Origin of the sequence: Paenibacillus agaridevorans (assembly GCF_003112455.1) — a bacterium.
In the GTDB taxonomy this organism is placed as follows: domain Bacteria; phylum Bacillota; class Bacilli; order Paenibacillales; family Paenibacillaceae; genus Pristimantibacillus; species Pristimantibacillus agaridevorans.
In genome coordinates, this window is sequence record NZ_BDQX01000171.1 from 287,716 (window position 1) to 307,273 (window position 19,558).

Here is a 19,558-nt window from a genome sequence, read left to right on the forward strand (position 1 = left end):
AACGTCTTCGCGAAGCAGATCCGCAAGCGGAATATTCGTCTCGTAATCTTCGTCCGCATGGATCATGACGTAGCGGGCTTCCGGCTTCGCTCCCAGCAGCGGCAGCAATTCGGAGAACTTGATCCCTTCCCAGTCCGTATCCAGCTTCGACCAACGCGTGACGCAATGGATGTCGCAATGCACTTTGGTCTGCGGCAAAGCGAGGAGTTCGTCGAAGGAGAACGTCTTCTCCTGTTCCACTTCGCCGAACACGCGAAGCTTCCAGGATGCAAGATCGTATTCCGGCACGTCTCCTTCGTGCAGGATTGGGAACCGTTCCGTCACCGTCTGGCCCGGCGGCACGCGATGGGCAATTTCCGCAGGCGCCTGAGGCAGCTTGGGGGAAACCTTCTTCAGTCTTTCCGCTTTGTTATTCATCTTCTGCTCACACTCCTAGAGGGTAATCAACCCGAGCTTCCGCTCGCTAACGGACATACACGACATTATTGCCATCATCATAGCGCAAATTAGCTCCATTTCGACCGAATAGCGTCTTTCCTGTCTGTTAGATTTTGTTTGAGGTTTAAATCGGACAAATAGCGTCGCTGGTGTCTGTTAGATTTTTAATCTTATGTTCACAAGTCTGGGGAGTCGCATAATTTCCTATACAACAAGCAAACCAGCTGCGAGTGGCAGCCGGTTACGTAAACGATCATTCCTGTTCTATTGCGCTAACGGATTAAATACTTTGATTTTGCCCGACTTAAATTTGATAACATTCGGCGTCCACTTACTCTTGCGCTTCCGCCATGTTCACGCTCATCTGTCGAAACAGTTCGATGCCCGCGGTCATCGACTCTTCGCTCAAATTATGGAACAACTTCATCATAACCCGCTCCCGAGTTTTCATCATCTCGCCGACGACCGCCTTGCCTTGCTCGGTCAGCATAAGCTGCACTGCACGCCTGTCCCGCTCACTCCGCTCGCGCTTTACGAACCCGAGATCGATGAGTCTGTCCGCGATTCCCGTCACGCCTCCGTTGGTGATGGATAGTCTCTCGGCAAGCTCGGAAGAACGAATCGCTCCCGTCTCGGACAAAATAATGAGCATCCGGCCATGCGTCATATTAAGCCCATGCACGTTGTGCCGATTCCATTCCGCGATAATGAGCTTCCGCACCTCGCGGAATATATCGTCCAGCTCCTTCATCAGAGCATAACGTCTTCCATTGCTTTCGTTCAACGAACGCCACTCCCATCCGGATCTATACCTGTATTCATCTTGAAATCAGTATAGACTGGCCTCCCTATAGCGTCAACGTTTTCGCAGGCAATTATTCCGAAGGAGTGACGATTGTCGAAGAACGATCATGTCTCAGCGGAATTGGCGCAGTGTTAAGATCAGCCGACGCGATTACGCTTCCCGCCATTCTTCTTCCAGCCAATCCGACATGACGGCCATGGCAGCCTTGCTCCCCGAAGCCGCGGCCAAAATCAATTGAGAAGGCATAACGTAGGCCGAATCGCCGGCCGCATATACGCCTGGAGCAGCCGTCCTTCCCATCTCGTCTGTCCGAATGGCTCCCGACGAATTCATCTCATAGCCTAACGCCTCCTCGAATCGCGCATTGGGCAGTTGGGCCGGTCCGATAAAGCCGCCGCTCCTCTCGACAAACGTGCCGTCGGCGAAATAAACACGCTCCAGCTTACCTTCATGCCCTTCCAAACGGCTTACCGGCGTGTCCACGATCCGGATGCCCCGGGAAACGAGAACGCGACGCTGCTCCTCCGACAGATTGTCGCCCCCGTTCGTGCAGACAACGATATCCTTGCTCCAATTCAGCAGCAGCTTGGCCGCATGGAACGCTGCGGGCAGATCCGACAGTAGGACAAGCGGAGTATCTCTCAGCTCCCAGCCGTCGCAGAACGGACATACGAACAAGCTTTTTCCATACAACTCCTTTACCCCTTCGATCGCGGGAAGCTCCTCTCTAAGTCCCAACGCAAGTATGATTCTGCGCGCCCGCAAGGTTTCGCCCGTAACCGTACGAACGTCGAAACCATCCGTCGTTCTTTTAATATCGACCGCTTCGTCCTTCCAATGTTGAACCGATGGGTAACGGAGCACCTCTTCGTAAGCAATCCGCCTGAACTCTGCAGGCTTGATGCCGTCTCTGGTAATAAAGCCGTGGGAAGAATGAGTCACGGCGTTCCTTGGTTTGCCGTTGTCGATAAGCGCGACGCTCCTTCTGGCTCTGCCCAACACCAGAGCGGCGTTAAGCCCCGCAGGTCCTCCTCCGATAATCGCAACATCATAATACATAAGTTTCTCCTCCTCATAAGATCTATTACAGAGCTTTAATATCCGTTATTTGACCAAAAACGATACATCAACCTTATTACAAGGAAGGTTGATGCCGTTTTTGTATCATGGATTTAATGACTCTATAATAACCTTTATCATAACATTATGCAACTGCGAATTTGTTCGGATACGACGACAAAAGCAAGTCGAGTTCCTTTAACCTTGCAGCAGCCTGAGCGGAGGCATCCCGAAGAGAGCGTCCCGGGTAGTATCCCACAGCAGGCGCATCAGCTCCTGCAGCGGCCAAGCTGCCGTAGAGCAGGCGGACACGACAGCGCCATGCTTGTAGGTCAAGGATGCTGCAGCAGTCACGTTATGAGCTGCGGGGGATTCGTATCCGTCGATGGTTGCTTGAAGCTTATTGACAAGCTCGCCCCCAACCTCATCCGAGAATACGTAAAAATACGCCCAATGCGTCGCTTTCTCCCAGCTCCCCTTCGCTTGCAGCCGCTGCCGCGCAGGGTTGATCCATTGTCGCTGGGCAAAGATCAACTCCTCGCCCAGATAGACAGACAATCGATTATCGTAGTCGCGATAGACGAAACGTTCCCCCCGCAGCCCGCGGCCGGGACAAAGCACATCGGCTCCCATCCAGACGGAGCCGGCGGATAGCCGAATCGTTGTATCGCTCAGCAATGACGCCTCCTTGTACAGCATGACGGGCTCCGGCATGTTTTCCATGACGGCTCCCGCTTCCAGGTCGAAGGTCTGCGTAAGCGAAGCGGTGCCGCCTCCGTAGCAAGGATGGATCTTCATGAAGGACTGATTCGTTATCATTGTGTGCGTCCGGGAGCCCGCGGTCCACTCCATCTCGTAGACATCTCCCTCCAACATGCCTGGAGACACGTCCATGACGATCACCGCCAGCTGTTTCTGGACGGGGAAAGCTTTTGCGATTTTGACCGGCGCCGTATGGTACTTCTCTATCAGCTCCGTACCGACGCCGTTATGCCTGAAGGTGGCTCGCAATACGGAACGTTGCCCCGCCTCTTGAGGTTTCGCCGCATCAGCCATGCGAATGGGAGGAAGAGAGGGAATCGATGCGAATGATATGCGAATGATCATGGCCGCGGGCATGGGCGATCTCGTGCTCCAGCCATGCAACGATTTCGTTCAGTCCGTCTTCTCCTCTAAGGTTGGAAAACACGAACGGCCGATCGCCGCGCATGCGCAAGGAATCCTCTTCCATCACTTTGAGGCTTGCCCCGACATACGGCGCAAGATCGATTTTGTTAATAATCAGCAGATCGGAGCGCATAATGCCGGGACCGCCTTTGCGCGGAATCTTTTCCCCTTGGGCTACGTCGATAATATAGATGAACCGGTCCACAAGCTCGGGGCTAAATGCCGCCGCCAAATTGTCGCCGCCGCTCTCGATAAAGATCAGCTCCAGCGGATCAAATCTGCGCTCCAGCTCTTCGATCGCTTCGAAATTCATCGAGGCGTCCTCGCGAATGGCCGTATGCGGACAGCCGCCCGTCTCCACGCCGATAATCCGGTCCTCGGGAAGTACGCCATTGTGGAACAGAATACGCGCGTCTTCCTTGGTATAAATATCGTTCGTAATGACCGCAACGCTATATTTCTCGTGAAGCTCTCTTGTCAGTCTTTCCACCAGCGCCGTCTTGCCGGAGCCTACCGGTCCGCCGATTCCGATCCGAATCGGCCTCCCCGGTTCGATCTCCGGACTTTCCCACCCTCCATGCGCATGCGTATGTCCTTGTCCCTGGCACATTGCAGATTCCCCCTTGGTTAAAGTTGCTTGCATACGTTCGCGTTCCGACATAATGCCGCCGTCAAGACATAAACAATCTGGAGTAGAGACGCTCGTGTCCCATCATGCCGAGCTCTGCCATAGGCATATTATTGTAGGCATCCTCCGGTTCGAGACCTTGTGCAAGATCGAGCGCGTCTTCGATTAATGGCGTCAGGCGCGCGATCAGCACCTGCCCCTCCGTCTGCCCGATCGACATCAGTCTGAGCGCGCTGTTGACGCAATGAACGATGCTCGTGTACAGGAAACCGCTCATCGCCGCTTCGCAGCGAATATCCAGCCGGCAGCAGGCGTACCCGAAGACGAGCGGATGACTGCCGCAGCATCGGCCGTCTGCCACAGCCGCATGGAGCGGCGTCCAATCGAAGGAGGGAAACAGCTTTCCCCCAAGCTGCAGGAGCCGGCGCCCCATCTTCTCGATGCCGCTCCGCGTCTCGGAGGACAATCTCTGCGCATGAATCCTTCGCTCCGCAGCACAGAGCCTATCCCACTGACCATCAGAGACATCTCGATAAACGGCTTTTACAAGAAGAACATCGCTCGTTGCCCAGCTTTGCATAAGCATCGCGGAAGCGAAGTCGAACAGCTCGGCGGATGTTCGGATCCGTCCATTCTGCACCAGCGTCTCCAGACCGAAGGAATGGGAGAAGCCGCCGATCGGAAGTGCTGAATCCAGCAGCTGCTGCATCGCCATCAGACGAGTTGAATCGTTCATATAACTCCCCTTCCCGCAGCCTTCGGCTCTAGAACAAGAAGTATCGCTGAGCCATCGGCAGCACCGTCGCCGGCTCGCACGTCACATGCTCGCCGTCAACCGTAACCCGATACGTCTCCGGATCCACGGCAAGTTCCGGCGTTCCGTCATTATGGATCATGTCCTTCTTACCGATGGACCGGCAGCCTTTCACCGGCTCCACCCGCTTCTGGAGTCCCAGCTCCTCGGCAATGCCACGATCGTAAGCGGCTTGCGACACGAAGGTTACGCAGCTGGCGTGAACCGCTTTGCCGAAGGCCGCGAACATCGGCCTGCCGAATACGGGCTGCGGCGTCGGGATCGACGCGTTCGGATCCCCCATCTGCGCGTAGGCGATCGAGCCGCCCTTGAGCACCAGATCCGGTTTCACTCCGAAGAACATCGGCTGCCAGAAGACGAGATCCGCCAGCTTGCCGACTTCGATGGAGCCGACAAGATGGGAGATGCCGTGCGTAATGGCTGGATTGATGGTGTATTTGGCGATATAACGTTTGATCCGGAAGTTGTCCGCGCCTTCGATATCCGGAGCTAGCGGTCCGCGCTGTTCCTTCATCTTGTGAGCCGTCTGCCACGTACGGATGACCACCTCGCCCACGCGCCCCATCGCCTGCGAGTCGGAGCTGATCATGCTGAAGACGCCCAAGTCGTGCAGAATGTCTTCGGCCGCGATCGTCTCGGGCCGGATCCGGGAGTCCGCGAACGCTACATCCTCGGGAATGCTGCTGTCGAGATGATGGCATACCATCAGCATGTCCAGATGCTCTTCGATCGTATTGATCGTAAATGGCCGCGTCGGATTGGTCGAGGAAGGCAAGACGTTGGGATGACCGGCGGCAACGATAATATCGGGCGCATGCCCCCCGCCGGCGCCTTCGGTATGATACGTATGAATCGTTCTGCCGCCGATCGCAGCCAGCGTATCTTCCACGAAGCCGGCTTCGTTCAGCGTGTCGGTATGAATGGCAACCTGGATATCGTACATATCCGCGGCCTGCAAGCAAGCATCTATGGCCGCCGGCGTCGTTCCCCAGTCCTCGTGAAGCTTGAGACCGATCGCGCCCGCTTCGATCTGTTCCACGAGAGGCCCTGGCATCGAAGCGTTGCCTTTGCCCGTGAACCCGATGTTCATCGGGAACGCCTCCGCCGCCTCCAGCATGCGGCGCATGTGCCAAGCGCCCGGCGTCACCGTCGTGGCATTCGTCCCTGTCGCGGGTCCCGTTCCGCCTCCGATCATCGTCGTCACTCCCGACGAAAGCGCCGTCTCAATCTGCTGCGGACATATAAAATGAATATGCGCGTCTATCCCGCCGGCCGTAATGATTTTGCCTTCGCCTGCGATGACTTCCGTGCTGGCCCCGACAATCATGCCGGGATCCACGCCATCCATAATATCGGGATTGCCCCCTTTGCCGATACCGACAATCATGCCGTCCCTGAGGCCGATATCGGCCTTGACGATACCCCAATGATCAATAATGAGCGCATTCGTAATAATCGTATCCAACACGCCTTCATCACGCAGCGCCCCGCTGGACTGGCCCATTCCGTCGCGAATGACCTTGCCGCCGCCGAACTTGCACTCGTCGCCGTATACGGTATAGTCTCGCTCGACGACTGCCCATAGTTCTGTGTCAGCCAATCTAACGGCATCGCCCGTCGTAGGGCCGAACATGGCCGCGTAGCTCTTGCGATTCATTCTGCTCACGGCTTTTTCCCCTCCCATGCGGCAAGCCGTTCCTTCACTTCCCGGGGCATATCGCCTGCGATCGCGGGACCGTCGCTAAGTCCGTTCAACCCATACGACAACCTGGCTCCGCCCAGCTCTACCAGCGCGACCGGCTTCTCTTCGCCCGGTTCGAACCGGACAGCCGTACCAGCCGCTATATCGAGCCGCATACCGAAAGCTTCCTCTCGATTAAACGACAATGCACGATTGCATTCAAAAAAATGATAGTGGGATCCCACCTGCACGGGCCGATCCCCCGTATTCACGACAATAAGCGACGCCTTCCGGCGCCCTGCATTGAGCTCAATGTCGCCTTCCGCCGTTCTATATTCTCCTGGTAGCAACATCGAACCCCCTCATCGACAATCCGTCCCTACTATGAACGAACGACCACTGCCCGGCTATCCCGTTATGGGATGGTGAATCGTAACAAGCTTCGTTCCATCCGGAAACGTCGCTTCCACCTGCACCTCGTGAAGCATTTCCGCGATACCGTTCATCACCTGTTCCTTGCGCAGCACCTTTGTGCCGTAATTCATAAGCTGCGCGACCGTCATGCCGTCCCGCGCTCCTTCCAGTACCTCGGATGTTATGAGTGCTACGCTTTCGGGGTAATTCAGCTTGACTCCGCGGTTCAGCCGGCGTCTGGCCAGATCCGCTGCAATCGTTATTAATAGTTTCTCCTTCTCCCGGTCTGTCAGTTGCATGCGAGCTATCACCTCTTACCCTAAAATTACCTTAATTATAGTGTGCAATCGGAAGGAAGTAAATCTTTTTATGTTAGAATACATAACATGTTTTTCTGAAAAATAACAAAAATCCGAGTCTTCTCTTAAAAGATAGACTCGGATCGATAAATACCTTACAACCATTATCTTCCACTAGCCGCCTGGATTCCTCTACCCGAAGAACCGAAGCCCAAATCGTACAACGCAATCGTTTCCGTAAATCGTTCCTCTTTGCTCGAGGCTCCCATAACGACGGAAATGAGCCTCTTGCCATCCCGTTTCGCAGTCCCTGTAAAGCAATAACCCGCGACAGGCGTATAACCCGTCTTTAGACCGTCATTGCCGGGATAAGCGTAAGGCTGATCCTCCAGCATCCAATTCGTTGCGGCGAATGTCTGTCCCTTCGTCGGCACCTTGACGCTCCGGCGACTTGTCACCTCAAGCACCTCCGGATATTTGCCGATCAAATATCCTGCAAGTTTTGCGGTATCATGTGCCGTAAGCAGCGTATCCCTCTCAGCCGCAGCCCCCTCCAAATGCGAAATATCGGATAGGCTAAGGCCGGAGGCGTTGCCAAATACAGCTTCTTCGGACAAGCCGATTCGCGCGGCCCGATCGTTCATCAGCTCCGTAAACGCCGTTTCCGAACCGCCGACATGCTCTGCTAGTGCGACAGCGGCGTCATTTGCCGAATAGATCGTCATCGCGTCGAACAGCTCCCGAACGGTTGTGACGTCGCCGTGATTGAGCCCCAATCTCGCCCCGGGCACCTGCGCTGCATAAAGGCTTGCCGTGACGGGATCCTGCCATTTGAGCGTTCCTCCGTGAATGCCGTCCAGAACGAGGATTTCCGTCATCATCTTGGACATGCTCGCGGGCGCCATCGGCGTATCGGCGTTTTTGGCATACATCACTTCTCCTGTCGTTGCATCGATCAGGATCGCCGAAGCGGCATTTACATTCAGCTGATCCGCGCTAACCCCGCCTTGCAATTTCTGATATCCCATATATATGGCTGCAGCGATAGCGGCCATCACTGCAATCTGCCATATTCCGCCGCCGCTCCTGCGTCTCGTTTCATATCTCATGTCGGTCATCGTTCTCCCTTCGAACTTGTCTATAGATAGAAGTATAGACCGACAAACTTAAAGAGACCGAAAGCGAATCATAAAAAATTCTTAAATCCTGTTTAAATTTTGGGTAAAGTAACCCGGAATGAAGTGTATTCGGAATTGCTCACGACATCAATCATCCCGCCGTGTTTCTCTATAATGCTTTTCGAGATCGCAAGTCCGAGCCCCGAGCCGCCGGACCATTGCGTACGCGACTTGTCGCCCCGGTAAAATCGGTCGAACAGATAAGGCAGGTCCACTGCCGGAATGGCTTCCCCGTAGTTCACCACTTCGGCAACGACGGAAGGACCCGATCCGGATCGCACGACGACGTCCACGCGTTTCCCCTCCTTGCCGTACGTCATGGCGTTGGAGATCAGGTTCTCAAAGACGCGCACCAGCTTTGCCGCGTCCGCCTGAACCATGATCGTCGTCTCGGCGCTTTTCATCCCGCTCTCCATGCCCGCTTCCTGCAGCGGAACGCGATACTGTACGAGTAATTCGCCGAGCATCTCGACTAGATTGATAGGGGATGTCTTGAGCGCGATCGTGTCGTGCCGCATACGCGTGTATTCGAACAAATCGTTAATCAGCTCGTGCAGCCGCTGCGATTTGTCGTACGCGATGCTGACATAATGCCGAAGCTCCACTTCATCCCTGTAACCATCCTGCTCGATCAGACCCAGGTAGCCGACCACGGAGGTGAGCGGCGTGCGCAGGTCATGGGATACATTCGTGATAAGCTCGTTTTTCGTCTGCTCCGCGCGGCGTTCCTCGTCCAGGGCAAGCTGCAGCCGATGCGACAATCGATTGACGTTTCCCGCCAATATTCCGAACACGCCGGATCGAACCGGGATTTGGTGATTAAGATCGAGCTGTCCGTCCGCCACTCTCGTAATGGCATCGTTAACCTTGCCCAGCGGCGCGAACAGGAACCATTGCAGCGTCAAGAACCAGATCAGGAATAATACGCCCCACAAAAAAATCATGCCAATCGATCCCGTACCGTTGACAAAAGCTTCTCCGACGGCCCTTACGAAACCCAAGCCGGGCAATGTGTTGGTTAAAAACAACGTGACGGCGAACAGGAGCGACAAGCAGATCAATGCGAGCACCGCGCTCGCTATGAGATTGAGCACAGAGCGCCACATCAGGCGCGCAGCGAAATTATCCTTCAATTTTGTAGCCGACCCCCCATACCGTCACAATCAGTTTTTCGCCGAGCTCCTTCTCCAGCTTATCCCTCAGCTTGCTGATATGAACCATCACGGTGTTATTGGACTCGAAATACTTTTCCTTCCATACTTGCTGAAAAATATCCTCCGCGCTGAACACTCTTCCCGGTTGGCTGGCGAGTAGATAAAGGATGCCGAACTCGGTCGAGGTCAACTGCAGCGACCTGCCGTCCACATCCGCGGTATGGCTTAGCTTATCGATTCTGAGCTGTCCCAGGCGAAGCTCCTTGCTGACATCGCGGCCAGATCCTGCTCCCTCGGGCTTGCTGTATTGGTACGAGCGGCGCAGGAGCGAGCGTACGCGAGCAATAAGCTCCATGGGGTTAAACGGTTTCGCCATGTAGTCGTCCGCCCCTGTCATCAGCCCCATGATTTTGTCCATATCCTGCGTCTTCGCGCTCACCATAAGGATGGGTACGTTCTGATCCTTGCGCAGCTTGCGGCATAATTCGAGTCCGTCCATTTTAGGCATCATAATATCCAACACGACGAGATCGAACGGGTCGCGCTCGTACATCTCCAGCGCCTGTTCGCCATCGCATGCGATAGCAGTCTGAAAGCCTTCATTACGAAGATAAATTTCGATCAATTCCGCGATCTCGCGTTCATCGTCTACGATTAATACGCGTCTTTCCACCAGATTCATCCTCCTTGTTAATTACGAGTAGTCCCTTTGCCATTCACTATACCGCATGCCTCGGCGGAAAACTATCGGCCTCAGCGAAACTTCAGCAAGTTTAAGCCATTCTTAATGTTTTATTATGAACCTTGGGCATTCTGCCATGCTTGTAGCCAATGCTTGTCCGTTATGATAAAATAGTAGCTATTGATATTTTATAAAGGTTATCGTTTTATTTCGAGGCGCGAGCAGCGTCCTCGCCAATATTAAAGGGGGTACTCATTATTATGGCGGCCAAAAGAATGCGTTCAGACATGATTACAAAAGGCTTCGACCGCGCACCTCACCGCAGCCTGCTCCGCGCTGCAGGCGTTAAAGACGAAGATTTCGGCAAACCGTTCATCGCGGTGTGCAACTCCTATATCGACATCGTTCCAGGCCATGTCCACTTGCAGGAATTCGGCAAGCTGGTCAAGGAAGCGATCCGCGAAGCCGGCGGCGTTCCGTTCGAATTTAATACGATCGGCGTCGACGACGGCATCGCAATGGGCCATATCGGCATGCGTTACTCCCTCGCAAGCCGCGAGATCATCGCGGATTCCGTCGAGACGGTCGTAAACGCACACTGGTTCGACGGCATGGTGTGCATCCCGAACTGCGACAAGATTACTCCAGGCATGATGCTGGGCGCTCTCCGTGTCAATATCCCGACGGTTATGGTCAGCGGCGGTCCCATGAAGGCCGGCAAGACGTCTGATGGCCGTTCCATCTCCCTCTCCAGCGTATTCGAGGGCGTAGGCGCGCACCAAGCGGGCAAGATCAACGACGATCAATTGCTCGAGCTTGAGCAATACGGCTGTCCGACTTGCGGTTCCTGCTCCGGCATGTTCACGGCCAACTCCATGAACTGCCTTGCAGAAGCAATGGGTCTTGCAATGCCGGGCAACGGCACGATTCTTGCCGTATCGCCTGAGCGCAAAGAATTCGTCAAGGAATCCGCTCGCCAGCTCATGAAGCTGATCGAGATGAACCTTAAGCCTCGCGACATCGTCACGAAGGAAGCGATCGACAACATGTTCGCTGTGGACATGGCGATGGGCGGCTCTACGAATACCGTGCTTCATACGTTGGCGATCGCGCACGAAGCCGGCATCGAATACCCGATCGAGCGCATTAACGAAGTTGCCGAGCGTGTGCCCCATCTGGCCAAGATCGCGCCAGCTTCCGACTGGCACATCGAGGACGTGCACAATGCCGGCGGCGTGAGCGCCGTTCTGAACGAGCTGCTCAAAAAGGAAGGCGCGCTTCACGGCGATTGCATGACCGTAACAGGCAAAACGCTTCGCGAAAACGTAGAGGGCTGCGACATTCAGAATCACGACGTAATCCGTCCCATCGATAATCCGCATACCGAACGCGGCGGCTTGGCCGTATTGTTCGGCAACCTGGCTCCAAACGGCGCAATCATCAAAACAGGCGCGGTCGACAAGTCGGTTGGCGGCTATCACAAAGGCCCTGCCATCTGCTTCGACTCCCAGGACGATGCGCTTGCCGGTATCGCTGGCGGCAAAATCAAAGAAGGCCATGTCGTTATCATCCGTTACGAAGGACCGAAGGGCGGCCCTGGCATGCCGGAGATGCTTGCTCCTACTTCGCAGATCGTCGGCATGGGACTCGGCGCCAAAGTTGCTTTGGTTACGGACGGCCGTTTCTCCGGAGCATCCCGCGGCATCAGTATCGGCCACGCTTCTCCGGAAGCAGCTGAGGGCGGACCGATCGCTTTCGTACAAGACGGCGATATCGTCGAGATCGACATGAACAACCGGACGATGGACCTGCTGATCAGCGACGAAGAATTCGAACAGCGCCGTGCAGCATGGCCGGGCTTCGAGCTCAAAATCAAACGTGGCTACCTCGCGCGTTATGCTCACCTCGTTACATCCGCCAGCACGGGCGGCGTAATGAAAATGTAAGCTGCTTGGCAACCATAATATCGCAGACGGCCTCCATGCATTGTTTAAAACATGCGTGGAGGCTTTTTTGTCGTTCCTATTGCCTGACTCCAAACAACACAAAAAGCTGCTACCCAAGAAGAAAGCTTCTCGGATAACAGCCTTTAGTCCTTGATACCGCTATGTTCCCAGCGATGCGGCATCATCCGCCGCACTGACGATAGAGCGCTCCACAGCCTCTGACAGTCGTCCCGCTTCCTCATGCAGCTTGCCCATGCTTACCGTTGCATAAGCCTGTACGCGCTCGACCGGCATAAACAACATGCGAGGCGTAACCATCTCCGTTTTTGCCGCCTTGATCCGACCTGCCTTGTATTGTTTCGTATTGGCGAGCACCTTCATCAGCAGTCGCAAATAGACCTGTGTGGAACGTTTGAACCACCCCTCCGGCAGCTGGAACACCTCGAAGCCCAACCGATCTGCGCCACGATGGATCATCGTCACGCCATATACGGCTTTGATCGAATGCGCGGCCGCGTCTTCGGCCAGCTGATTCGCCAGTGCAGGCAGGGCGTTCTCCACTTCCCTGATAATCCTTAGACCTGTCGCAAGCGGTGATTTGGAGGTTGCGGCAATACTGGACAACAGCTTGTTGTCAAAATGAATCTCCGCAATATCGTCGCCTTTATTTACCCCATTGCCATTTGCGAAGGTCACCGGCTCTCCGGTATATTTAGTCACTCGGTAATGGAAGGCGGGAATTTCGCTTTCTCCGACCTTCTTAAGCCGAAACACCGCATGGAAGGCCTGCTCCCACATCAGCCATAACGATATGACGAAACGTTTGACGATGGAGCGATGCCTGGAGCGTTGTACATCCGTAAGCTTAATCATGCGGTCGATGCCCACGAATTGAAAACCTCTCGCTTTGGCTTCCTCCAGATACGATTCAAGCGCGATTAACATATTGCGAGGCGCATCCTGGTCGGCTCCCAACGTTCTTCCGCAATCGTGGAGCAGCAGAACCTCGCCGGGGCGAAGCTTTTTCATCATACGTTTCTTCAGCCGTTCGGCTCCCAGCCGCTTGCGCCAATCCCCGAACAGCGCCGACCACAAAATGATATGCAAGTAACCGAGATTGGAATAATCGAACACGTTTACGATTCCCCATGGCGGGCGGTAATAGATGGCGCGTTTGCCCGTTGCCTGCTCGATGATATCGTTGGTGCGTTCGATCTGACGCTTCACGGTTCGCGGCCGCATAACCCAATTCGACTTATGGACATAATTATGAATGCCGATGATATGTCCTTCCGCTTCCATTCTGCGCAGAAGTTCGGGGTGTTGCTCCGCATGCGAACCTACGACGAAAAAGGTGGCCTTCGCATCGAATCGCGCTAGAAGATCAAGCAACTGGGGCGTATATTGCGGGTCGGGACCGTCGTCAAAAGTAAGAGCGATCTCTCGCTCTGTCCTCCCGCGTTTGAACACCCGGAACCCGAATGTGCGGCTAATGAGGCCAGGGAGAAACGCATAGAACGTCATTACGTAGAATCCCCATAAGAATAAGTTTTCCATTGTGTTATCCCCACCGTTTGGATGAAATTGTCAATGAGTGCGTAGCGGTTCAGAACAATAACAATACCTCTAATTGTATCATACCTCGTCAAAAAATAGGCACAATTCAAGAAATCTATAGTACAATCTTTATGGAATGACTGCCAAATCCTAATCCGTTCAAAAGAAAGTGGGGAATACTGTGCTGCCTTTTTACAAAAAATATTGGAGAACCGCCTTTGACATCGGTCTTATCGCCTTAACCGTCTTCCTGACCATGTACGCGTTCAGTTTTTTCTACTCCATCGCGACCCCGATCATCTTCGCGTTCATTATCTTCCTGATGATCGAACCTCTCGCCCGCAAGCTGAACAAGTGGGGAATGCCCAAATCAATTGCATCGGGCATATCCATTATGCTGTTTTCCCTGCTTATCCTGGCTGCTTTTACGGGCGCCGCATACCTGATTACGAAGCAAGGCACTGCGCTTATTGAGGACTTCCCCCGCTACCAGAAAATTTTGACCGAGCAGATCGGCAAGCTGTCGGCTCAATTGGAAGGCCAGTTGGATAAGCTGCCTGCTGATTTCAACATTGAGGAGAGCTCCAAGGATCTTATCCAAGGCGCGTCGGACATGCTGAAAAACTTCGGCACGGCTTTTCTGGGAGGCCTTATCGGCTATGTTTCTTCCTTCTCGTCCTTTATCTTTAATTTCGTTGTCGGAATCATTTTAGCCTACTTCCTGAGCATCGAGATTAAATCTTGGAAGAGAACCGCTTCCGACAAGACGCCCAAGACGTTTAAAAACGCCTTCTTTTTCTTGCGCGACAATGTGTTCAAAGGAATTGCATCGTACATAAAGGCACAGGCCAAAATGATTTCGATCACCTTTATTGTCATTCTGATTGCTTTGATCGCCTTAGGCGTCAAAAACGCTTTCGTCATCGCAATCGTATCCGCAATCTTCGACGTGCTGCCGCTGCTTGGCGTAAGCACCTTGTTTATCCCATGGATCATCTACTTGTTTATCGTGGGGCAGACATCGCTTGCCATCTGGCTGACTGTATTGCTGCTTGTCGTCATTCTGACGAGGCAAATACTGGAGCCAAAAATCACTGGCGACTCTCTGGGCGTATCCGCGTTCACGATGCTGGCGTTCATGATCATTTCGCTCTCGCTGTTTGGCTTTGCAGGCGTCATCTTATCCCCGATTCTTGTTATACTGGTCAAGTCATTGTATGACCAGGGTTACTTCCATCGCTGGATTCATACGCCAGTGGACGAATACGACGACGATACCGCTGTACAAGACATAGAACCGAGCATTAGCCGCGCGAAAAGCAAGGAACCTTTCGTAGACAGATTAAAGGAGCTCGACAAATAGGCTTCGTTCGATTCATTCGGCATTTATCTTTCTCATCGCAGCCCGCCACTTGGCTTTTCCAAATGGCGGGCTGCGATATTCATGGCTCCGCCGAATAATTGCGTTGCGAGATGTCGACTGCCCACAGCCCGATTCGAAGCCAAGACGGCAATCGCATACTTCGGCGACTCTACCGGTCCATACCCCGCGAACCATTGATGATTAAGCTGTACGCCGTTCTTCGCCGTCTCCGCCGTGCCGGTTTTCCCCGCTACTTTCCAACGTCCCCCTTTGATAGACGAAGCCGTGCCATGCTCCACGACCGACTCCATGCCTTGCAGCAGCTTCCTCGCGGTCGATGGATGAATCCGTGCGCCGCCTAAATCCCGATCCCTGCGCGAAGAAAATTCGATCATTCGGCCGCCATCGGCGTAATCGATTTCGCTTACTAATCTTGGCTCCAGCACTTCTCCCCCGTGAAGCAACGTTACGATCAAGTTGGCCGCCTGAAGCGGCGTCACCCTCACATCCCTCTGTCCAATCCCGCTTTGTGCCATAATGCCTCCATCCACCATATTCAGATCCCCTGCAAACAATCTCCCCTTCTCCTCCTCTTGAAGAAGGCGGAATGCCGCAGACAACATGCCTTGGCTCTTTTCGTTATGCCAGCCTATGCGCTCCTTCACGCCCAGCGCCGCAGCCGTTCGATCAAGCTGCTCCGCTCGAAGCCGTTCTGCCAGCGTAGCGAACACGATGTTGCAGGATTGCGCCAGTCCTTCCTCCAACGTAAGATCGCCATGACCGCCGTGTTTCCAGCATGACAAGCCATATTTACCATATTCGCCGTCGCAATGAAATATCTCACCTTTGCGGACAACGCCATTCTCGAGGGCAGCTGCGGCCGTTACCAGCTTGTAGATAGAACCGGGCTCTACAGCCTTCAACGCGTGATTGATCCATTCGGACCCATCGGCACTCTGGAACCGGTCGGGAAGCTTAGGTCTGGATACCATCGCCACAATATCCGCGTTGCCTGCATCCAGCACGACGATTGCTCCTTCCTTCAAGCCTGATGCATCGGCGTAAGCTTCCAGCTCATTTTGAAGGTCCAGATCGATCGTCGTTACAGCTTTGAGCGGATAATAGCTGTTCTTTGGCCCGTGCATACGCAGATCAAGCCCATGCAGCGGCGAGTTTCTTCCGTCGATGAAATAAGAAACGGACGTCTCCCCAACGCCATGAAGGAACGAATCCAGCGATTTCTCCAGACCGGAGCCGCCTACTTGCTCCGTCAAGGTTCTTTTGCCCGCCTTCAAATCGTTGGGATGCGCCCGCATCAGCCACTCCGGATGCTGGCTCGTGAAGCCGATAATATGTTTGGCGTCGAAGCTGTCGAGATAACGATTCCGGTAGGGCAGCACCCTTACGCCGTTCGTCTGGAGCGCGACTATCTCCTTGCTTTGTTTCTCTGTAAGCCGATAAGGAGCCGAGTTCTTAGCTTGACGCCAGAAATCCGGTTCGGTCATGGCATCCCATCGAGCGATCAATTCTTTCAGTTCGACGCCAAGAGCTTTCGCCAATTTCGAAAGCTCCGCCTCTTTTCCTCTTGCTTGCGGCTGGACGGGAAATAAAGCAACCGTTTCATACGTTTCGCCTGTAATCGGGGTCCCGTACCGATCAACAAAGTCGCCTCGTCCCGTATCCAGAATTAAGTTTCTCTGCCGTTGGACGACAGCCATCCGTTTCCAGCTGTCCCGATGCATCATCCCGTGAACAGGCGCGTTTCCGTGCTGCCCAGGCATTAACTGCAGCCATGCCAATCGGCCTAACAATACGATAAACAGGACGCTCATACAGAGTCCCGTAAGAACAAGCCGCTTCAAGTGCAACATCAGCACCTCCTAGCTGACAGTGTTCCACCCCGGCCAACCTCTCAAACCTCGCACGATAACAATACCCCCGAGCGGCTGCTCGGGGGTACCTGAATCCATTTTATGAATGGATTTCTCAATCCATCTTGAACTTCGACAAGGATTCCTTGAGCTCTCGCGATACAGAATCCAGCTTGTCCGACAGGCGGACCAGGCTTTCGCTGATCGACAGTTGCTCGCTGCTCAGCGATGCTACTTCTTCCGAAGTAGCGGACGACTGCTCCGCTACGGCGCTGACGCTTGTCATCGCATCCGACATGATGTCCTGCGATTTCTCCAGCTCGCTTACCGCATTTGTGGCCTGCTCCAGCTTCCCGGAGAATTCTCCCATCTGCGCTTCCACTTGCAGGAAGATCGCATTGGCTTCCTTAACGGATGAAATCTGCTCTTGGAACAGCGGGTATGCTTCGGACAATACGGAGACCGTCTCTTCAATCTCGCCTTGAATTCTGGCTGTGATTTGCGCTACGACATCGATCGATTGACGGGATTGATCCGCAAGTTTACGAATTTCGTCCGCTACGACCATAAAACCTTTGCCGGCCGCTCCAGCTCTTGCAGCTTCAATCGTGGCGTTAAGAGACAAGATATTCGTCTGCTTCGTCAAATTGTTTAGCACATCCAAAATTTTCACGATCGAGCCTGTACTTTCCTTGAGCGCGTCCACCTTCTCGACCATGGAACGCGTCATCTCTTCCGTTGTACCGGTTTTCTCGATCAGTACGCCCATATAAGTGGTCCCTTGCTGACTTGCTTTCTCTACTTCGAGCGCCGAGCTGGACATCTCTTCATTGGCGGTAATGACTTCCTTCATCTGTCCGTTCATATGAATCGTCAGATCGCTGCCCTTCTCCGCTTCAACGGCCAGGCTCGTCGCACCGTTTGCAATCTCTTCTGTGGCAACCGCAATCTCCTTGGCGGCGATCGAGGTTTGTTTCGAGGCTTCCGTCAACTCCGAAGCGGTCGTCAACACTTCTGCGGCCGACCTCGTCGTTTGCAGGGCCAATGCTTGAATCTGCGTCATCATATCGTTAAAGCTGTTCGACAGCTCACCGATTTCGTCTTGACGATTGCCTGTTTTCGAACGTACGGTCAGGTTGCCTCTAGCGCCTTCAACCATCAAGTTGCGCAGGCGAACCAGCGGTTTGGCGACTGTCGCAATAACAACCAGACCGATCGCTACCGCAATAATCGCGCCCAACACGACCATCCAGATTGTCAGGGTTCGGATTCCTCCTGCTTGCTTGGCAAGCTCCTCTACCGGAATCGTACCGACGAGCTTCCAATTCACGTTATTGAAAGTTTGGTAGGCGGCCAGCAACTGATCGCCTTCCGTGCTCTTGAGCGTTGGACGGCCGGACTCGGAATCGGCAGGCAGCGTTACGGCTGCAGGTTGACCGATTAACGATTTATCGCTATGTGCGATGTATTCGTTCTCATTGCTCACAATAAACAGCTGGCTTCCGTTGCCCAGGTCGACGTCTCGATATCGGTTTATAATATTTTCTAATGGAATTTCAATGACAAGCACGAACATTTCGCTGGCCTGTCCAACATTTTTAATAAGGCGCGCCAAAGCTATCGACGATGCATCCTTAGCGGCAGCAATGCCAGTTGCTTGCGGAGCAATCCACATATCTCGCCCATCGAGTTCAATGACTTGCTGGAACCATTCCTTATCTCGGGCGCTTCCAAGCAGCACGCTATCCGCAAGGCCGGCCGTGATCGGGTTCAGGCCCGCATTGGCCGGAACAAGTGCCGCACCGGAAATCGTATTGTTGCCCATAATGAGAGCAGTCACCCGGTCTGCGGCCTCGCGGCCGGCCATTAACGATTCGAAATCGTCGCCCTTAGACGAGTATGCCTGCAAGTCATCCTTAATTTCCTTATCGATCAAAATTTGCATAGATAATTCGGAGTAGTTCTGCAGTACCGTGTTCAAGTTGTTCGAAACCTGCTTAATCGTCTGCAGGCTCGCTTCGGAGACGTTCTGCTCTACAAGCTGCTTCGCTTGGTTATATGACAACATGCCGACAATGGCTACGCAAGCTATTATGCTTGCGGAAATAATCAAGAGAAGTTTAAGCCCTACGGATTTAACCGGATTTTTTAGCTTTACATCCTTTAAGCCGGCTCCCCAGGATTTTGCCATTCCAGCAAGAGAACCGCCGGGAGTGTCTTTCCCGGATGCGTCCTTTAAGCGCTCATTATCTTTTTTTTGTTTGCCCGAATGATTTTTGTTCAAGTCTGACATGAAGCTTTGCACCGCCTTTGTTAGTTTTGATTCCAGGGCGTGTCTGAATACTCCGAGGGGAGCAGATTTTGCCGAATTTTCGTTCCATGCAAGGAACTTTTGTGAAGGTGTACCGGGGGTACATCAAGCAAAAGTGACGAAGCAGGGGGCGGAAAGGCGGTGAAAGACGCCCCTGAGCGGGTTTTCAGACACGACCTAGTGATATGTAC

The 19,558-nt window shown here is 53.8% G+C and carries 17 protein-coding genes; 2 read left to right on the forward strand and 15 right to left on the reverse strand.

What is annotated here, in order from left to right:
• From PAT3040_RS38695 to PAT3040_RS16270, 12 genes are all read right to left on the reverse strand, one after another.
• On the reverse strand, positions 1-417 hold a 417-nt coding region (locus PAT3040_RS38695), incomplete at its 3' end, for a molybdopterin-dependent oxidoreductase (RefSeq protein WP_258235002.1).
• A gap of 352 nt (positions 418-769) precedes the next feature.
• Positions 770-1,222: a MarR family winged helix-turn-helix transcriptional regulator gene (locus tag PAT3040_RS16220; protein WP_087566436.1), complete on the reverse strand. Its 453-nt coding sequence runs from the start codon at positions 1,220-1,222 to the stop codon at positions 770-772.
• Between the two features lie 171 nt (positions 1,223-1,393).
• On the reverse strand, positions 1,394-2,302 hold the full coding sequence (locus tag PAT3040_RS16225; RefSeq protein WP_108993566.1) for an NAD(P)/FAD-dependent oxidoreductase: 909 nt from the start codon (positions 2,300-2,302) through the stop codon (positions 1,394-1,396).
• Positions 2,303-2,500: 198 nt separating this feature from the next.
• Positions 2,501-3,421, reverse strand: coding sequence for an urease accessory protein UreD (locus tag PAT3040_RS16230; protein WP_258235003.1), 921 nt, complete (start codon positions 3,419-3,421; stop codon positions 2,501-2,503).
• Positions 3,351-4,079 (reverse strand): urease accessory protein UreG, encoded by a 729-nt coding sequence (gene ureG / locus PAT3040_RS16235; RefSeq protein ID WP_108993567.1) that lies wholly within the window; start codon positions 4,077-4,079, stop codon positions 3,351-3,353. Before ureG ends, PAT3040_RS16230 begins: the two co-directional genes overlap by 71 nt.
• Positions 4,080-4,140: 61 nt before the next feature.
• Positions 4,141-4,833 carry an urease accessory protein UreF gene (locus tag PAT3040_RS16240; protein WP_258235004.1) on the reverse strand — a complete coding sequence of 231 codons (693 nt, stop codon included), beginning with the start codon at positions 4,831-4,833 and terminating at the stop codon, positions 4,141-4,143.
• A gap of 28 nt (positions 4,834-4,861) precedes the next feature.
• Positions 4,862-6,568, reverse strand: coding sequence for an urease subunit alpha (gene ureC / locus PAT3040_RS16245; RefSeq protein WP_373863951.1), 1,707 nt, complete (start codon positions 6,566-6,568; stop codon positions 4,862-4,864).
• A 5-nt stretch (positions 6,569-6,573) separates the two neighbouring features.
• Complete coding sequence (locus PAT3040_RS16250; RefSeq protein WP_108993729.1) at positions 6,574-6,942, reverse strand: urease subunit beta; 369 nt, start codon at positions 6,940-6,942, stop codon at positions 6,574-6,576.
• 57 nt (positions 6,943-6,999) lie between these two features.
• Complete coding sequence (locus tag PAT3040_RS16255; RefSeq protein ID WP_108993569.1) at positions 7,000-7,305, reverse strand: urease subunit gamma; 306 nt, start codon at positions 7,303-7,305, stop codon at positions 7,000-7,002.
• Between the two features lie 164 nt (positions 7,306-7,469).
• A complete protein-coding gene (locus PAT3040_RS16260; protein WP_181376656.1) occupies positions 7,470-8,414 on the reverse strand; it encodes a D-alanyl-D-alanine carboxypeptidase family protein in 945 nt (314 codons plus the stop codon).
• A 101-nt stretch (positions 8,415-8,515) separates the two neighbouring features.
• On the reverse strand, positions 8,516-9,616 hold the full coding sequence (locus tag PAT3040_RS16265; protein WP_256975507.1) for a sensor histidine kinase: 1,101 nt from the start codon (positions 9,614-9,616) through the stop codon (positions 8,516-8,518).
• Positions 9,606-10,310: a response regulator transcription factor gene (locus PAT3040_RS16270; RefSeq protein ID WP_219930291.1), complete on the reverse strand. Its 705-nt coding sequence runs from the start codon at positions 10,308-10,310 to the stop codon at positions 9,606-9,608. The genes PAT3040_RS16265 and PAT3040_RS16270 overlap by 11 nt, the downstream gene beginning before the upstream one ends.
• Positions 10,311-10,579: 269 nt before the next feature.
• Here PAT3040_RS16270 and ilvD point away from each other — a divergent pair, with 269 nt between their 5' ends.
• Positions 10,580-12,265 carry a dihydroxy-acid dehydratase gene (gene ilvD / locus PAT3040_RS16275; RefSeq protein WP_087566444.1) on the forward strand — a complete coding sequence of 562 codons (1,686 nt, stop codon included), beginning with the start codon at positions 10,580-10,582 and terminating at the stop codon, positions 12,263-12,265.
• A gap of 159 nt (positions 12,266-12,424) precedes the next feature.
• On the opposite strand, the gene PAT3040_RS16280 is transcribed toward ilvD, so the two are convergent.
• Complete coding sequence (locus tag PAT3040_RS16280) at positions 12,425-13,822, reverse strand: polysaccharide deacetylase family protein (protein ID WP_108993572.1); 1,398 nt, start codon at positions 13,820-13,822, stop codon at positions 12,425-12,427.
• 181 nt (positions 13,823-14,003) lie between these two features.
• Between PAT3040_RS16280 and ytvI the strand changes: the two genes are divergently transcribed.
• Positions 14,004-15,185, forward strand: a complete 1,182-nt coding sequence (gene ytvI / locus PAT3040_RS16285; protein WP_108993573.1) for a sporulation integral membrane protein YtvI — start codon at positions 14,004-14,006, stop codon at positions 15,183-15,185.
• Between the two features lie 32 nt (positions 15,186-15,217).
• Here ytvI and PAT3040_RS16290 read toward each other — a convergent pair whose 3' ends face one another.
• Together PAT3040_RS16290 and PAT3040_RS16295 are read right to left on the reverse strand one after the other, a co-directional pair.
• Positions 15,218-17,056 (reverse strand): peptidoglycan D,D-transpeptidase FtsI family protein, encoded by a 1,839-nt coding sequence (locus PAT3040_RS16290; protein ID WP_258235005.1) that lies wholly within the window; start codon positions 17,054-17,056, stop codon positions 15,218-15,220.
• Between the two features lie 115 nt (positions 17,057-17,171).
• Entirely contained in the window at positions 17,172-19,349 is a 2,178-nt protein-coding gene (locus tag PAT3040_RS16295) for a methyl-accepting chemotaxis protein (RefSeq protein ID WP_108993574.1), read from the reverse strand.
• Positions 19,350-19,558 lie beyond the last annotated feature (209 nt).

Bases quoted from the DNA above. Each gene is read 5' to 3' on its own strand.
- ilvD (WP_087566444.1), top strand. From the start codon at position 10,580: ATGGCGGCCAAAAGAATGCGTTCAGACATGATTACAAAAGGCTTCGAC.
- ureC (WP_373863951.1), bottom strand. From the start codon at position 6,568: ATGAATCGCAAGAGCTACGCGGCCATGTTCGGCCCTACGACGGGCGAT.
- PAT3040_RS16290 (WP_258235005.1), bottom strand. From the start codon at position 17,056: ATGTTGCACTTGAAGCGGCTTGTTCTTACGGGACTCTGTATGAGCGTC.
- PAT3040_RS16230 (WP_258235003.1), bottom strand. From the start codon at position 3,421: ATGCCCGCGGCCATGATCATTCGCATATCATTCGCATCGATTCCCTCT.
- PAT3040_RS16225 (WP_108993566.1), bottom strand. From the start codon at position 2,302: ATGTATTATGATGTTGCGATTATCGGAGGAGGACCTGCGGGGCTTAAC.
- ureG (WP_108993567.1), bottom strand. From the start codon at position 4,079: ATGTGCCAGGGACAAGGACATACGCATGCGCATGGAGGGTGGGAAAGT.
- PAT3040_RS16260 (WP_181376656.1), bottom strand. From the start codon at position 8,414: ATGAGATATGAAACGAGACGCAGGAGCGGCGGCGGAATATGGCAGATT.
- PAT3040_RS16295 (WP_108993574.1), bottom strand. From the start codon at position 19,349: ATGTCAGACTTGAACAAAAATCATTCGGGCAAACAAAAAAAAGATAAT.
- PAT3040_RS16280 (WP_108993572.1), bottom strand. From the start codon at position 13,822: ATGGAAAACTTATTCTTATGGGGATTCTACGTAATGACGTTCTATGCG.
- PAT3040_RS16240 (WP_258235004.1), bottom strand. From the start codon at position 4,833: ATGAACGATTCAACTCGTCTGATGGCGATGCAGCAGCTGCTGGATTCA.
- PAT3040_RS16255 (WP_108993569.1), bottom strand. From the start codon at position 7,305: ATGCAACTGACAGACCGGGAGAAGGAGAAACTATTAATAACGATTGCA.